The sequence below is a fragment of the Nocardioides deserti genome, from assembly GCF_014266025.1.
Taxonomy (GTDB): domain Bacteria; phylum Actinomycetota; class Actinomycetes; order Propionibacteriales; family Nocardioidaceae; genus Nocardioides; species Nocardioides deserti.
Genome location: NZ_JACMYC010000006.1, coordinates 96,058 through 110,335 on the forward strand (window position 1 = coordinate 96,058; position 14,278 = coordinate 110,335).

Annotated in this window: 13 protein-coding genes; 4 read left to right on the forward strand and 9 right to left on the reverse strand. The window is 72.8% G+C overall.

Features of this window, described 5'->3' with window-relative positions; all coding sequences use genetic code 11:
- Window positions 1-61 precede the first annotated feature (61 nt).
- Genes H7344_RS12115 through H7344_RS12125 form a run of 3 tightly spaced genes read left to right on the forward strand, consistent with a single transcriptional unit; the run spans window position 62 to window position 3,558 of the window.
- On the forward strand, window positions 62-763 hold the full coding sequence (locus H7344_RS12115) for a succinate dehydrogenase cytochrome b subunit (protein WP_186346287.1): 702 nt from the start codon (window positions 62-64) through the stop codon (window positions 761-763).
- A 12-nt stretch (window positions 764-775) separates the two neighbouring features.
- Window positions 776-2,818, forward strand: coding sequence for a fumarate reductase/succinate dehydrogenase flavoprotein subunit (locus H7344_RS12120; protein WP_186346288.1), 2,043 nt, complete (start codon window positions 776-778; stop codon window positions 2,816-2,818).
- On the forward strand, window positions 2,815-3,558 hold the full coding sequence (locus H7344_RS12125) for a succinate dehydrogenase/fumarate reductase iron-sulfur subunit (protein WP_166191235.1): 744 nt from the start codon (window positions 2,815-2,817) through the stop codon (window positions 3,556-3,558). The genes H7344_RS12120 and H7344_RS12125 overlap by 4 nt, the downstream gene beginning before the upstream one ends.
- 112 nt (window positions 3,559-3,670) lie before the next feature.
- On the opposite strand, the gene H7344_RS12130 is transcribed toward H7344_RS12125, so the two are convergent.
- The 8 genes from H7344_RS12130 to H7344_RS12165 all read right to left on the reverse strand — a co-directional run bounded on the left by H7344_RS12130 (window position 3,671) and on the right by H7344_RS12165 (window position 9,575).
- On the reverse strand, window positions 3,671-3,913 hold the full coding sequence (locus tag H7344_RS12130) for an SCO4848 family membrane protein (protein WP_186346289.1): 243 nt from the start codon (window positions 3,911-3,913) through the stop codon (window positions 3,671-3,673).
- The gene (locus H7344_RS12135) at window positions 3,910-4,956 is read right to left on the reverse strand and encodes a YihY/virulence factor BrkB family protein (RefSeq protein ID WP_186346290.1); all 1,047 of its coding nucleotides are present in this window, start codon (window positions 4,954-4,956) and stop codon (window positions 3,910-3,912) included. The genes H7344_RS12130 and H7344_RS12135 overlap by 4 nt, the downstream gene beginning before the upstream one ends.
- 72 nt (window positions 4,957-5,028) lie before the next feature.
- A complete protein-coding gene (locus H7344_RS12140) occupies window positions 5,029-5,541 on the reverse strand; it encodes a 2'-5' RNA ligase family protein (protein WP_186346291.1) in 513 nt (170 codons plus the stop codon).
- 9 nt (window positions 5,542-5,550) lie between these two features.
- A complete protein-coding gene (trpS, locus tag H7344_RS12145) occupies window positions 5,551-6,609 on the reverse strand; it encodes a tryptophan--tRNA ligase (protein WP_222130587.1) in 1,059 nt (352 codons plus the stop codon).
- 58 nt (window positions 6,610-6,667) lie between these two features.
- Window positions 6,668-7,912, reverse strand: a complete 1,245-nt coding sequence (locus H7344_RS12150; RefSeq protein WP_186346293.1) for an MFS transporter — start codon at window positions 7,910-7,912, stop codon at window positions 6,668-6,670.
- 78 nt (window positions 7,913-7,990) lie between these two features.
- Window positions 7,991-8,395, reverse strand: a complete 405-nt coding sequence (locus H7344_RS12155) for a hypothetical protein (protein ID WP_186346294.1) — start codon at window positions 8,393-8,395, stop codon at window positions 7,991-7,993.
- Window positions 8,396-8,505: 110 nt separating this feature from the next.
- Window positions 8,506-8,913 carry an SDR family NAD(P)-dependent oxidoreductase gene (locus H7344_RS12160; RefSeq protein WP_186346295.1) on the reverse strand — a complete coding sequence of 136 codons (408 nt, stop codon included), beginning with the start codon at window positions 8,911-8,913 and terminating at the stop codon, window positions 8,506-8,508.
- Between the two features lie 140 nt (window positions 8,914-9,053).
- On the reverse strand, window positions 9,054-9,575 hold the full coding sequence (locus H7344_RS12165) for a MarR family winged helix-turn-helix transcriptional regulator (protein ID WP_186346296.1): 522 nt from the start codon (window positions 9,573-9,575) through the stop codon (window positions 9,054-9,056).
- Window positions 9,576-9,736: 161 nt separating this feature from the next.
- On the opposite strand from H7344_RS12165, the gene H7344_RS12170 reads away from it, so the two are divergent.
- Window positions 9,737-10,495, forward strand: coding sequence for an SDR family NAD(P)-dependent oxidoreductase (locus tag H7344_RS12170; RefSeq protein ID WP_229707097.1), 759 nt, complete (start codon window positions 9,737-9,739; stop codon window positions 10,493-10,495).
- Between the two features lie 36 nt (window positions 10,496-10,531).
- Here H7344_RS12170 and H7344_RS12175 read toward each other — a convergent pair whose 3' ends face one another.
- Window positions 10,532-14,131: an ATP-binding cassette domain-containing protein gene (locus H7344_RS12175; protein WP_186346298.1), complete on the reverse strand. Its 3,600-nt coding sequence runs from the start codon at window positions 14,129-14,131 to the stop codon at window positions 10,532-10,534.
- Window positions 14,132-14,278: the final 147 nt, after the last annotated feature.

Sequence of the window (14,278 nt, forward strand, 5' to 3'; positions counted from 1 at the left end):
AGGCATATGTCACACGCCTGACGTGCCACCCCGCGGTGGCCGACAGGTAGCGTGGTCCCTCGTGGCAACCCCGACCCTCGTCAAGGGGGCGCGCGCGACGCGCTCCACCGTGGCGCTCAAGATCGTCATGGCCGTCAGCGGCCTCGTCTTCATCGGCTACGTGCTCGCGCACATGTACGGCAACCTCAAGGCGTTCGCCGGTCACGACGCGTTCAACGACTACGCCCACCACCTGCGGGAGTTCGGCGAGCCGCTGCTCCCCCACGAGGGTTTCCTCTGGGTGATGCGCCTGCTGCTGATCGTCGCGCTCATCGCGCACGTCGCGTCGGCGTACGCCCTGTGGCGCCGCGCGGCGAAGGCCCGCACCGTGAAGTACCAGGTCAAGAAGAACCAGAGCTCCTCGCTCTCCTCGCGCACGATGCGCTGGGGTGGGCTGGCGCTGCTGCTGTTCATCGTCTGGCACCTGCTGAACTTCACGGTCCCGAAGGTCAACCCCGACGGCGGGCCGACCGACGACCCGTACAACCTGATGGTCGACACCTTCGACGTGTGGTGGATGACCGTCATCTACCTGCTGGCGATGCTCGCCCTCGGCTTCCACCTGCACCACGGGACGTTCAGCGCGATCCAGACGCTCGGCTTCACCAACACCGCCTCCTCCCGCGCCCGCGCCAAGCAGGCCGGCTGGGTGCTCGCGGTCGTGATCGCCGGCGGTTTCTCGCTGGTCCCCCTGTCCGTCCTCGCCGGCATCATCGAGAAGTAAGGAAGGCGCACCATGGCCTCCGCCCAGGGCACCTCGCCCCTCAACAAGCCCGCCCAGCAGGTCTCCGACGACGCGCGCGGCTACTACACGCACGGCGAGCCGCTCGTCGACCCGGTCGCCCCGACCGGCCCGATCGACCAGCGCTGGACCCAGCGCGTCTTCGACAACCGCCTGGTCAACCCGGCCAACCGCCGCAAGCTCGACATCATCATCGTCGGCACCGGCCTGGCCGGTGGCGCCGCGGCCGCCACGCTCGGCGAGGCCGGCTACAACGTGAAGTCCTTCTGCTACCAGGACTCCCCGCGCCGCGCGCACTCGATCGCGGCCCAGGGCGGCATCAACGCGGCGAAGAACTACAAGGAGGACGGCGACTCGACGTTCCGCCTCTTCTACGACACCGTCAAGGGCGGCGACTACCGTTCGCGCGAGTCGAACGTCTACCGCCTGGCCGAGGTCAGCGCGAACATCATCGACCAGTGCGTCGCGCAGGGCGTCCCCTTCGCCCGTGAGTACGGCGGCCTGCTCGACAACCGCTCCTTCGGCGGCGTGCAGGTCTCCCGCACGTTCTACGCCCGCGGCCAGACGGGCCAGCAGCTGCTGCTCGGTGCCTACCAGGCCATGGAGCGCCAGGTAGCGGCCGGCACGGTCACGCAGTACACCCGCCACGAGATGCTCGAGGTCATCGTCGCCGACGGCAAGGCCCGCGGCATCGTGGCCCGCGACCTGGTGACCGGCGAGATCGAGACCCACCTCGCCGACGTCGTCGTGCTCGCCAACGGCGGCTACGGCAACGTCTTCTTCCTCTCCACCAACGCGATGGGCTCCAACGTCACCGCCGCGTGGCGCGCGCACCGCAAGGGCGCCTACATGGCCAACCCCTGCTACACGCAGATCCACCCGACCTGCATCCCGGTCTCCGGTGCGCACCAGTCGAAGCTGACGCTGATGTCGGAGTCGCTGCGCAACGACGGTCGGATCTGGGTGCCCAAGAAGGCCGAGGACTGCGACAAGGACCCGCGCGACATCCCCGAGGAGGACCGCGACTACTACCTGGAGCGGATCTACCCGGCGTTCGGCAACCTGGTCCCCCGCGACATCGCCTCCCGCCAGGCGAAGAACATGTGCGACGAGGGCCGCGGCGTCGGCCCGGCCGTCACCGAGGTCGGCCCCGACGGCACCGAGCAGCAGGTCCGCCGCGGCGTCTACCTCGACTTCGCCGACGCGATCTCACGCATGGGTCGCAAGGCCGTCGAGACCAAGTACGGCAACCTGTTCGACATGTACGCCCGGATCACGGGCGAGGACCCCTACGAGACGCCGATGCGCATCTACCCGGCGGTCCACTACGTGATGGGCGGCCTGTGGGTCGACTACCACCTGCAGTCGACGATCCCCGGCCTCTTCGTCACCGGCGAGGCCAACTTCTCCGACCACGGCGCCAACCGTCTCGGCGCCTCGGCGCTGATGCAGGGCCTGGCCGACGGCTACTTCGTCCTCCCGAACACCATCCGCGAGTACCTCGCCGACGGCCCGTTCGAGAAGATCGACGAGTCGCACCCGGCCGTGGTCGAGGCCCGCACCGACGTCGAGCAGCGGATCCAGAAGTTCCTCTCGATCAACGGCACCCGCAGCGCCGACTCCTTCCACAAGCAGCTCGGCAACATCATGTGGGAGTACTGCGGCATGGAGCGCTCCGAGGAGGGCCTGCGCAAGGCGATCGACATGATCCGGGACCTCAAGAAGGAGTTCTGGACGAACCTGCGGGTCCTGGGCACCAACGAGAGCATCAACCAGAGCCTCGAGCGGGCCGGCCGCGTGGCCGACTTCATCGAGCTGGGCGAGCTCATGTGCATCGACGCCCTCAACCGCCGCGAGTCCTGCGGCGGCCACTTCCGTGCCGAGTCCCAGACCGAGGACGGCGAGGCGCTGCGTCACGACGACGAGTTCGCCTACGTCGCCGCGTGGGAGTGGAGCGGCGAGGACGGCCTGCCCGTCCTGCACAAGGAAGACCTGATCTACACGGCCATCGAGATGAAGCAGCGGAGCTACAAGTGAGACTCACCCTCAACATCTGGCGTCAGCGGGACGCGGCGTCGGCCGGGTCGATGCAGAAGTACGAGCTCGACGGCGTCTCCGAGGACATGAGCTTCCTCGAGATGCTCGACGTGCTCAACGAGCAGCTCAACGAGCAGGGCGAGGAGCCGGTCGCCTTCGACTCCGACTGTCGCGAGGGCATCTGCGGCAACTGCGGCCTGATGATCAACGGCCAGGCGCACGGCCCGGAGGTCACCACGACCTGCCAGCTGCACATGCGCTCGTTCAAGGACGGCGACGACATCACGATCGAGCCGTGGCGTTCCGACGTGTTCCCGGTGCTGCGCGACCTCATCGTCGACCGCAGCGCGTTCGACCGGATCATCCAGGCCGGCGGCTACATCTCCGCCAACACCGGCTCCGCCCCCGACGCCCACGCGGCGCCGGTGGAGAAGAAGAAGGCCGACCGCGCCTTCGACGTCGCCACCTGCATCGCCTGCGGCGCCTGCGTCGCGGCCTGCCCCAACGGCTCGGCCTCCCTGTTCATGGGTGCCAAGATCACCCACCTCGGCGAGCTGCCGCAGGGCCAGCCGGAGCGCTACGACCGCGTCGTCAACATGGTCGGCCAGCACGACGCCGAGGGCTTCGGCGGCTGCACCAACATCGGCGAGTGCACCGCCGCCTGCCCCAAGGAGATCCCGCTCGACGTGATCTCCCAGCTCAACAAGGACCTGCGCACCGCGCTCAAGCAGGGTCGCTGACCCTGGCCCGCGGCTGACCGCACGTCGTACGACGGCCCCTTCCCCACCCGGGGAGGGGCCGTTCGCGCTTCTCCGGGGTGCTCAGCGGCGGCCGGGCGGCCGGGTGCAGGAGTCACCGGCTAACCGGTGACTCCTGCGCCTGCCCCCGCAACGCACGGACGCCGAGCCGGCCGAGCACGACGGCGATGGCGAGGTTGACGACGATGAGCACGGTGTGGGCGACCCAGTAGCCGGTGGGGCGGTCCTCACCGTCGGCGTGGGCGCTCCACAGGTTGCGGGTGAACATCGCGTAGGTCAGGACGTTCCACGCCGCGACCCCCACGAGCAGCCAACCGTGACGTCGCTCGAACCTCATCCGGTCCTCTTCCTCCTCAGCAGCGCGACCGCGCCGAGCGCGGTCGCTCCTCCGACCGCGAACGGGGCGAGCGCGGTCCTGACCCCGGAGTGCTGCGCGTGCAGCTCCGCCGGCGTGGGCGTCCGCGGTCCCTGCACCGGGTCGGCCGGATCCAGCACGCGCTGGGCGACCGCCGCGGGCGAGGTGTACGCGAACGCAGCCGAGTACAGCACGACCCTCGAGAAGTAGTTGATCCAGACCAGCAGGATCAGCGCGATGCCGAACGCCTGGAACGCCGGCTGCTCCTTGGTGGAGGCCAGCAGCAGGCCGGAGAGCTGCTTGAGCGCCTCGAAGCCGACCGCGCCGAGCAGAGCGGCCTGGAGCAGCGAGGAGCGCGGCAGGCGGGGCTGGGCGAGCAGGGCGTAGAGCGCGTAGAACAGCACGGTGTTGGCCGCGAGGCCGAGGGCGACGGTGAGCAGCTTGACCAGCCAGCCGAGCTCCTGGTCGAGCCCTAGCCAGCCGAGGATGTCCTCGGAGAAGCTGCCCACGAACCCGGCGACCGCGACGGCGACGAGCAGCACGGTGCCGATGACGACGAGGGTCAGCGCGTCGCGGAGCTTGCCGACGACGAAGTTCGGGTGCTCCCGGCGCGGCATCGCGAAGACGGTCTGGAGCGCGGCCCGCATCGCCGAGAGCCAGCCGAGGCCGGAGTAGAGGACACCGGCGAGACCGAGCACGGCCGCCCACCCGCGGAACGTGCGGATCTGCTCCAGCGACACCTGCCCCTCCCCCGGGCCGACGATGCCGGGCAGCACCGAGTCGATCGCGTCGCGCAGGTTGCGGTTCGCGTCGGGGTAGACCTCCGAGACCAGGCCGACCGTGAAGAACGACAGCGCGAGGATCGGGAAGAAGGACAGGAAGGCGAAGTACGTCACCGCGCCGGCCTGCTGCGAGGCCTGGACCGACCCGTAGTGCTCCTGCATCCGCACCAGGTGGTCCACGAACGGGCGGCGTCGGCGTACGTCCTGGACGCCCTCGGACACCCGTTCCTGGATCGCTGGCATGCGGGGCAGGTACCCACCCCGCCCCGAGCGGTCAGCCCGGATCGGTCAGCCCGGATCGGTCAGCCCGCGCGGTCAGCCCCCGAGCGTGAACTCCCGGCTGGGCTGCCAGCCGAGCGTCTCGTCGTGCACGTAGAGGTGGAACTCCCCGACGAGGAACTCGCACTCGAAGTCGGCCAGGTCGTCGAAGGCACGGTCGAGCTGGTCGTCGCCCAGGTGGTGGGCGATGGTGACGTGCGGGTGGTAGGGATACTCCAGGTCGACCGCGAGCGGCCCCCGGCGCACGGCGGCGGCCAGCTGCTCGCACGAGGAGATCCCCTCGACCAACGACACGAACACCACCGGCGAGACCGGCCGGAACGTGCCGGTCCCCCGCAGGTGCACGAGGAACGTCCGTCGCTCGGCCGCCACCGCGGCGAGGTGCTCCTCGACGGCCGCGAGGTCGCTCTCGGCCAGCTCGGTCGGCGGGACCAGCGTGATGTGCGTGGGGATCATCGTCGCGGTCGTGTCCCCGAGCGCGGTCCGGTAGTCCTGGAGCTCGCTGGCCCAGGGCTCAGGGATCGCGACGGCAACCCCGATCGTCGGCATCCCTCGACCCTACTGGGCCGCCGCCACGAAGCCGACGCGCTGGTAGACGTCCTTGATCGTCGCCTCGGCCACCGCCCCGGCGGTCTCGGCCCCGCGCTGCAGCACGGCCATCAGGTGCGCCTGGTCGTCGAGCAGCTCGATGGTCCGCTCGCGGAACGGCGTCACGAACTCGACCACGACCTCGGCGAGGTCCTTCTTCAGGTCGCCGTAGCCCTTCCCGGCGTACTGCGCCTCCAGGTCGCCGACCGTGGTGCCGGTCAGCGCGGAGTAGATCGTCAGCAGGTTGCTGACGCCCGGCTTGGCCCCGACGTCGAAGCGGATCTCCGCCTCGGAGTCGGTGACCGCGGAGCGGATCTTCTTCGCGCTCTGCTTCGGGTCGTCGAGCATGTCGACGATGCCCGCAGGCGACGAGGCCGACTTCGACATCTTGCGCGCCGGGTCCTGGAGGTCGGCGATCTTCGCGGTCGCCTTGAGGATGTAGGGCTCGGGCAGCCGGAAGGTCTTCTTGTAGCGGCTGTTGAACCGCTGCGCGAGGTCGCGGGTCAGCTCGAGGTGCTGGCGCTGGTCCTCGCCGACCGGCACGTAGTGCGGGCGGTAGAGCAGGATGTCGGCGGCCTGGAGGATCGGGTAGGTGAACAGGCCGACGCTGGCCGCGCCCTCACCGCCCTTGGCCGACTTGTCCTTGAACTGGGTCATCCGGCGCGCCTCGCCGAAGCCGGTCAGGCACTGCAGCACCCACCCCAGCTGGGCGTGGGCCGGGACCTGCGACTGCATGAAGATCGCGGACCGCTCGGGGTCGATCCCCATCGCCAGCAGCTGCGCGGCCGCGCGCAGACAGCGCTCGCGCAGCACCTTGGGGTCCTGCTCGACGGTGATCGCGTGCTGGTCGGCGATGAAGAAGAACGGCTGGTGGTCGCGCTGGAGGTCCACCCACTGTCGCAGCGCACCCAGGTAGTTGCCGAAGTGGAACGAGTCGGCCGTCGGCTGGATCCCCGACAGCACCCGCGGGCGGGCACCGCCGGACGCCGCGACGGGCGCGGCGGTCTCGGGCGAGGTGGTGGTGGACATGGCGGCCATTCTCCCCGACCGGCGCGCCCGGCCGCACGCCGGACCCCGGTCGTGCGGCTCAGGCCCGACGGGCGTCCGCGGCCCGGCCATTGCGGTGGACCACCGCCGACCACAGCAGGATCGCGACGCCGAGCACCGACAGCCCGGCGCCGACGAGGGCCGGCGCGCGGTAGCCCAGGCCGGCAGCGATCACGAGGCCGCCGAGCCAGGCGCCGAGCGCGTTGGCGAGGTTCAGGGCGGCGTGGTTCATCGCGGCACCGAGGGTGACCGCGTTGCCGGCGACGTCCATCAACCGGATCTGCAGGTTGGTGACGAGCACCGACCCGACCGCGGTGATGAGGAAGACGACCGGCAGCAGCCACCAGCCGAACGGCGCGACCGCCCAGAAGAGCAGCATCACGAGCGTCGACCCGATGCCGGACCAGATGAGCGAGCGGAAGACCGACCAGGCCGCGAGCTCGCCGCCCAGCCAGGTGCCGGCGACCATGCCGAGGCCGAAGGCGAGCAGGAAGAACGGCACCGTGCCGCTGCCGAGCCCGCCGACGTCGGTGACGGTGGTCGCGATGTAGGAGTAGACGGCGAACATGCCGCCGAAGCCGACCGCACCGGCCGCCATCGTCATCCACACCTGGCGGTTGGTGAAGAAGTCGCGCGCCTCCGCGCGGCCGGTCGCCTCCTTGTCGCCCGGCACCGACGGCACGAACGCGAGGATCAGCAGCATGGTGAGCCCGGCGAGGGCCGCGGTGATGACGTACGCCGCGCGCCACCCCAGGTGCTGGCCGACCCAGGTCGCGGCCGGCACGCCGACGACGTTCGCCACGCTCAGGCCGAGCATCACGCTGGCCACCGCGCGGCCGCGCTTCTCCGGCGTCGTGAGGTTGGCCGCGACCAGGCTGGCGACGCCGAAGTACGCCCCGTGCGGGAGACCGTCGAGGAAGCGGGCCAGGGTCAGCAGCCCGTAGCCGGTCGCGGCCGCGCTGAGCAGGTTGAACGCGGCGTACGCCGCCATCAGCCCGACGAGCAGGCCGCGGCGCGGGAGCCGGGCGGCGAAGAACGACAGGATCGGTACGCCGACCACGACGCCCAGCGCGTACGCCGAGATCACGTGGCCGGCGGTCGGCTCGGAGACCCCGATCCCCTCGGCGATCTGGGGCAGCAGCCCCATCGTCACGAACTCGGTGGTGCCGATGGCGAAGCCGCCCACCGCCAGGGCGAGCACGGCCAGCACGAAGCGGCGACCCCCGGCCGGGGTGGCGACGTCGCGGGCAGGCGCGGTCGCGGGCGCGGGCGCGGTGGAGGTCATGGGGCCTTCCGGTCGGGGACGTGCTCATCCTCCAACCGGCCGCGGGCGCCGGCCTATTCCGCAGCCGGCCCTCGAGGCTCAGCAGACGGTGGTGATCTCGCCGACAGCGTCGTCGAGCCGGCGCTCGGCATCGGCGACCGCCTCGTCGTCGACGCGGGTGCCCTCAGCGGCGCCACGGGCCTGCGTCAGGAGCCGGCCGACCGCCTTCCCGGCACGGTCGACCTGCTGGCGGGTCTCGCCACCGAGACCCTGCTCGGCCGCGGCCAGCACGTCCCGGACGGCGGTCAGCTCGCGCTCGGCGGCCTGGGGGTCGGCCTTGAGGTCGGCGACGGCGTCGCGGGCGCGGCGCTCCGCCTCGTCCATCGCCTGCTGCGCCGCCGCGCAGCCGGCGTCCTCCGCCGCCCCGCGGACGATGTCCTCGGCCTCGGAGCAGCCGGCGAGCAGGGTGGTCGCGAGGGCGGTCGTGACGAGGAGGGTGCGCACGCCGGTGCAACGACCGGAGGGCGCCGGGGGTTCCGGGGGTTCCGGGGGTCGCAGCCCTGCAGGTGGGCGACTCCGGCGGGCGGCTCCGGCGGGCGGCGCGAGGCCCGTCGTCACCACAGTCGGGTCGGTCGCACGACCACCTGCACGACCACCTCGTTGACGTCGACGTCGTCCGGCTGGTCGATGGCGAACCCGATGGCGCCGGCGACCGCGTCGGGAGGGATGCTCGCGGCGCGGTAGGTGGGCATCACCTCCGCGGCGTACTTGGTCGCCGAGTAGGCCGCCGAGGTCGGCACCACCCAGTGGGCTCCGATCGAGGCCACCGTCACGACGTGTCCCCCGTGCTCGCGGAAGTGCGGCGGCACAGCGGCGATGCCGTGGAGGAGACCGCGCACGTCGACGAGCAGCGACTCGAGGCGCGACAGGAGCACCACCCCCGCCTTGCCGACCAGGACGTCGAGGCGTCCCTCCGTGGTCGCGGACGACGGAAGCCACCGGGTCCCCGAAGGCCGCGCCATCGGTTGCCTCGGCCCCGCGGGCGTCAACGCGGTGCCCACGGCGGGCGGCCTCGGCGGCCAGTGCCTCCAGGGGAGCGGCGCGCGGGTTCCCCTCCGTCCTGCGGACGTGAGAAAGCGGGTGCGAGCCTTCGTCGAGACGGTCAGGTCGTCCGCTGCGGGTCCTTCCCACCCGCGCCGGCGGCGCGCGTCCAGCCGTCCTCGGGCCGTATCCCCCGCATGATCCGCCCGCTGATCTCCCGCAGCTGCTTGGCCTGGGGCTGGGTGAGCGGGCCGAGGACGAGTCGCCGGACGAGCTGCACGTGACCCGGGGTCGCGTGGTCGACCTTCGTCACGCCGGCAGCGGTGAGGGTCGCGAGGGTGTAGCGCCCGTCGTCGGGGTCCGGGGCCCGCGTGATCCAGTCCCTCGACTCGAGTCGCGACACCGCTCGCGACAACCGCGAGAGGGAGCTGTTGGCGTACGCGGCGAGGGTGCTCATCCGCAGCGTGTGGTCCGGCGCGTCGGCCAGCGCGAAGAGAATGCCGTACTCGAAGTGCGTCAGGCCGGCGTCCTGCTGCAGCTGGGCGTCGAGCGCAGCGGGCAACCACTCGAGGAGGGTCGCGAGCGCGGCCCAGGTCTGGAGCTCCTCGTCGTCGAGCCCTGCGGTCGTGCGCGTGTCCGCCATGGCACCAGCGTAGGCGGACGGGCGCCTCCCCCGCACCCCGATTAACTTGACTCGGAAAGTGCCGCCTGCGTACGTTTCACTTGACTGCGCAACTCATCCGAGGTGCGGTGACGACCCGGAGGGAACGCATGGACATGCAACTGGCAGGCACGAGGGCCTTCGTGAGCGGCTCGACGCAGGGGATCGGCTACGCGGTCGCCCGGGCACTTCTCCGGGCAGGGGCCGCCGTCGTCGTCAACGGTCGACACGACGGTCGCGTCCGCGACGCGGTGGAGCGCCTGGCCGGCGAGGTCCCCGACGCCGCGGTGTCGGGCATCGTCGCGGACTTCGCGGACCCCGAGCAGGTCGAGGGCCTGCTGGGCTCCCTGGGCGAGGTCGACATCCTGGTCAACAACGTCGGTCTCTTCGAGCGAAAGGCGTTCGAGGACATCACCGACGACGAGTGGCGGCGCTACTTCGACGTCAACGTCATGAGCGGGGTCCGGCTCTCGCGGCACGCGCTGCCGGGCATGCTCGCCCGGAACGGGGGCCGGATCATCTTCCTGAGCAGCGAGTCCGGCGTGGACGTCCCGGCCGACATGGTGCACTACGGGCTGTCCAAGGCCGGCATGCTCGCCCTCAGCAACGGCCTCGCCAAGCTCACCCGAGGACGTGCCGTCACCGTGAACACGGTCCTGGGCGGGCCGACGTACTCCGACGGCGTGGCCGACGTCGTCGGACGGATCGCGCAGGCCCAGGGGATGGACGTCCAGGACCTCAAGGCTGCCGTCATCGCCGAGAACCGGACCTCGTTGCTCCAGCGGTTCATCGAGCCCGACGAGATCGCCAACCTCGTGCTGTACCTCGCGAGCCCGCTGTCGTCGGCCACGAACGGCGCCGCTCTGCGCGCCGACGGCGGCGTCCTGACCACCCTCGTCTGACGCGGAGCGGCCCGTCGACTGCCCAAGCCGTCGGGCTCAGCCGGCCAGGTGGCCCCAGGTGCCGGCCAGCTCCGACCACGGCCCGCTCGCGGCGACCCGCCCGTCGACGAGGACCACGACCCGGTCGGCGCGCGACAGCGCGGACCGCTTGGAGGTCGCGCCGACCACCGTCGTGCCGCGCCGCCGCAGCGCCTCCCAGAGCTCCAGCTCGGTGGCGGCGTCGAGCGCGCTGGAGACGTCGTCGGCGAGCAGCAGCTCGGCGTCGGTCGCCAGCGCCCGGGCGAGCGCGAGGCGCTGCACCTGCCCGCCCGAGAGCCGTACGCCGCGGTGCCCGACGAGGGCGTGCGGCCCGCCGGCCTCCTCCACGTCGCGCCGCAGCCGGGCGTCGGCGACCGCGGCCTCGAGCCCGCGCTGGCCGGCGTGGTCGAGGACGACGTTGTCGGCGAAGGTGCCCGACAGCACGCGCGGCACCTGGGCGACGTGGGCGACCTGGCCGGGGCGGAGGAACACCTCGGCGTCCTCGACCTCCTGGCCGTTCCAGCGGATCGAGCCGGTGTGGTCGACCAGCCCGGCCAGGGCCGCCAGCAGGCTGGACTTGCCGGACCCCACCTGGCCCAGCAGCAGCACCAGCTCACCGGCCCGGACCTTGAGGTCGACGCCGGTGACGCCGAGCGTGCCGTCGTCGTGGACGGCGTCGACACCGCGGAGCTCCAGGCGGCGCAGCGGCACGCGCGGGGCGGGCTCGGGGTCCGGTGCGGTGCCGCGGACGAGGTCGACGCCGGGAGGCAGGGTCATCAGGTCGGCGCCTCCGGCGAGCCGGCTGGTGGCGCGCTGCCAGGAGCGGGTGCCGGGCGCCTCGGTGATCACCGACCCCGCGACCCGGCCGAACCAGTCGAAGCCGTTGACCGCCGAGGCGACGAGCAGCGCCGTGGCCAGGCCCCACCCGCCCGCGGCGAGCACGCCCCACGCGGCCACGACGCCGCACTGCACCACGACGACCGGGACCCCGTCGAGGGCGGCCTGGACGCGGTGCTCGCGCACGGCGGCGTCGACGCGGCCGGAGTCGACCCGGCCGAGGTGGCGGCGGACCGCGGCGGTGGCGGCCGCGAGCTTCACCGTGCGTACGCAGTCGAGGACCGACACCAGCGACCGGCCGAACCCCGCGCGGGCACGCGAGGCGGCCGCGGCGGACCGACCGGCGACCGGCCGGCCCAGCGAGGAGGCGAGCGCGGAGACGACCATGACCGCGAGCAGCACGCCGCCGGCGAGCAGGCTGGTGCCCGCGACCGCGGTCGCGACCACGATGACCAGTCCGTTGACCAGGTCGACCCAGCGGTCGCCGTAGCGCGCGTAGCGGTCGGCGTCCATCGTCCGCGCCACCACCTCCCCGGGCGGCGTGCGCGCGAGCCGGCGCTGCCTGGTCTGCCCGACCAGCACCGAGAGCCGGGTGCGCAGCAGCACCGCGACCCACCAGTGCGGGTAGCGCAGGAACGCTGCCGCGAGCACCAGCGGCGCCGTGAGCAGGCTGCCCACGACCACCAGCGTCAGCACCGCCGGGGTGCCACCGTCGGCGAGGTCGGTGACGAGGCGGCCCCAGGCCCACCCGGTCAGCGTGCCGAACGCGCCGGTCAGCGAGCCAACGAGGAAGAGCACGGCGCCCGCCAGGCCCCACTCGGGGTGGATGCGCAGCACGTGGGCGATGCCGCGGGTCAGGGTGGGACCGTCGCCGGCGTCGGGCCGCACCGGCGGCGGACCGCTCCGTCGCGTGCCGCCGACAGCGCCCGGACCACCGCCCGGAGCAGCGCCCGGACCGGTCTCGGAAGCCGGAGCCGGGCCCGGAGCGCTCGGGCTCTCCGGCTCCGGGGCCGGACCGGTCTCCAGCGGCTCGATCCCGGCCCCCGAGGTGAGCAGGTCGCGGAACGGCCCGGGCCGGGTTGCCAGGTCGGCGTGCGGCCCCTGCTGCAGCACCCGGCCGTGGTCGAGCACGGCGACGAGGCTGGCGCGCTCGACGGTGCCGAGCCGGTGGGCGACGAGCAGCCCGGTGCGGCGCGCGAGCAGGCGGTCGGCGGCGCGGACGACGAGGTCCTCGGTGACCGGGTCCATCCGGGCGGTGGCCTCGTCGAGCACGACCACGCGAACGTCCCGGACGAGCAGGCGGGCGAACGCCACGAGCTGCTCCTCCCCCGCCGAGAGCGTGGTCCCACCGGGACCGAGCCTCGTGGCGAGGCCGTCGGGCAGGCCCGCGACCCAGGACTCGAGGCCCAGCTCGGCCACCGCGTGCTCGACCCGCGCGGTGGACACCTCGGCGAAGAGCGTGATGTTCTCGGCGAGCGTGCCGGCTAGGATCTCGGTGCGCTGCGTGACGACGCCGACGGTGGCCCGCAGCTGCTGCAGGTCCAGGTCAAGGACGTCGACGCCGCCGAGCAGGACCGACCCGCGCTCGGGCTCGACCGCCCGGGACACCAGCGCGGCCAGTGTCGACTTGCCCGAGCCGGTCCGGCCGACCAGGGCGCAGGTCTGCCCCGCCGGCACCACCAGGTCGACGCCCTCCAGGGCGAACCGGCCCTGCTCGTAGGCGAAGTGCAGGTCGCTGAACCGCAGGTCGAGCGGGCCCGCCGGGACCGCGAGCCCGCCCTCCGGCTCCGGCGGCGCCTCGAGCAGCTGGCGGATCCGCACCAGGGCTCCGAGGCCGGCCTGGAGGTCGGGGAGGTGCTGGGCGAGGTTGCTGACCTGTCCCACGAAGCCGGAGGTGACCAGGAACAGTGTCACCAGGCGGGCGACCGACATGCCGTCGGTCGCGACGAGGGCCACGCCCGAGACGACCACCGCCGCGAGCAACCCGTGCAGCAGCAGGCCGGCGCGCCGGGCCAGGCGCGTCTCGGCCTCGAGCACTGCCCCCAGCCGCCGGTGCACCTCCGCGGAGAGCGCGGCCAAACGGCGTACGACGTGAGCCTGGCCGAGGCTGGTGCGCAGGTCGTCGCGGCCGGCGACGCCCTCCTCGAGCGCGGCGGCGTGGTCGGTCCAGGCCATCTCCTCGAGCACCTTGCGCCGGGAGATCTCCGGCAGCAGCGGCCGCACCGCGACGACGGTCACCGCGGTGACCGCCGGCAGCAGCAGCCACGCCGGCCACCAGGTCAGGCCGGCGATCACCCACATCGGGAGCGTGGCGAACAGGGTGCGCAGCGCGTCCCAGACCTGGCGGCGCACCAGCACCCCGACCTCGTAGGTGTCGTCGTCGACGCGGTCCATGACCTCGCCGACGGCCTGGTCCCCCAGCCGACTCAGCGGCTGCTGGAGGGCGGCGTCGAGCAGGTCGGCCCGGAGCCGCCCCTCGGCCCGGTCGGCGACGCCGGCCCAGGCCACTCGGCCGGCGGAGTCGAGCAGGGCGGCGCCCACCACGCACAGCGCCAGGAGCAGCACCAGCTCGCCGCTGGGGCCGGCGGCCAGGCGGCCGGCCACCACCGAGCCCAGTGCCTGGCCGGTCGCGGCGACGAAGAGCGCGACCAGGGCGGCCAGCGCGACCCCCGACCGCAGCCGGCGCCAGTCCACGACCCGGGCGGGGTCGGCCGGGGACGGACCGCTCGGGCCCGGCACCGGCGCGGCACTGTCGGTCGCGGGCTCGCTCGTCACGGTCATCGGGGTCGACGCTACGGCGCGCCGCCGACATCCCTCACCTGCTTTTCCGCCGGGGGACCAGCGGGGTGCCCAACGCCGTGCGGCTCCGCCGGATCGCCTCGCGCTGCGGGCCCCGGGACGCACCGCGGCCCACCACCGAGAAGGTGG

Excerpts from the sequence above, each read along its gene's own strand:
- H7344_RS12120 (WP_186346288.1), top strand. The coding sequence starts at position 776 with ATGGCCTCCGCCCAGGGCACCTCGCCCCTCAACAAGCCCGCCCAGCAG.
- H7344_RS12130 (WP_186346289.1), bottom strand. The coding sequence starts at position 3,913 with ATGAGGTTCGAGCGACGTCACGGTTGGCTGCTCGTGGGGGTCGCGGCG.
- H7344_RS12135 (WP_186346290.1), bottom strand. The coding sequence starts at position 4,956 with ATGCCAGCGATCCAGGAACGGGTGTCCGAGGGCGTCCAGGACGTACGC.
- H7344_RS12140 (WP_186346291.1), bottom strand. The coding sequence starts at position 5,541 with ATGCCGACGATCGGGGTTGCCGTCGCGATCCCTGAGCCCTGGGCCAGC.
- trpS (WP_222130587.1), bottom strand. The coding sequence starts at position 6,609 with ATGTCCACCACCACCTCGCCCGAGACCGCCGCGCCCGTCGCGGCGTCC.
- H7344_RS12150 (WP_186346293.1), bottom strand. The coding sequence starts at position 7,912 with ATGACCTCCACCGCGCCCGCGCCCGCGACCGCGCCTGCCCGCGACGTC.
- H7344_RS12160 (WP_186346295.1), bottom strand. The coding sequence starts at position 8,913 with ATGGCGCGGCCTTCGGGGACCCGGTGGCTTCCGTCGTCCGCGACCACG.
- H7344_RS12165 (WP_186346296.1), bottom strand. The coding sequence starts at position 9,575 with ATGGCGGACACGCGCACGACCGCAGGGCTCGACGACGAGGAGCTCCAG.
- H7344_RS12175 (WP_186346298.1), bottom strand. The coding sequence starts at position 14,131 with ATGACCGTGACGAGCGAGCCCGCGACCGACAGTGCCGCGCCGGTGCCG.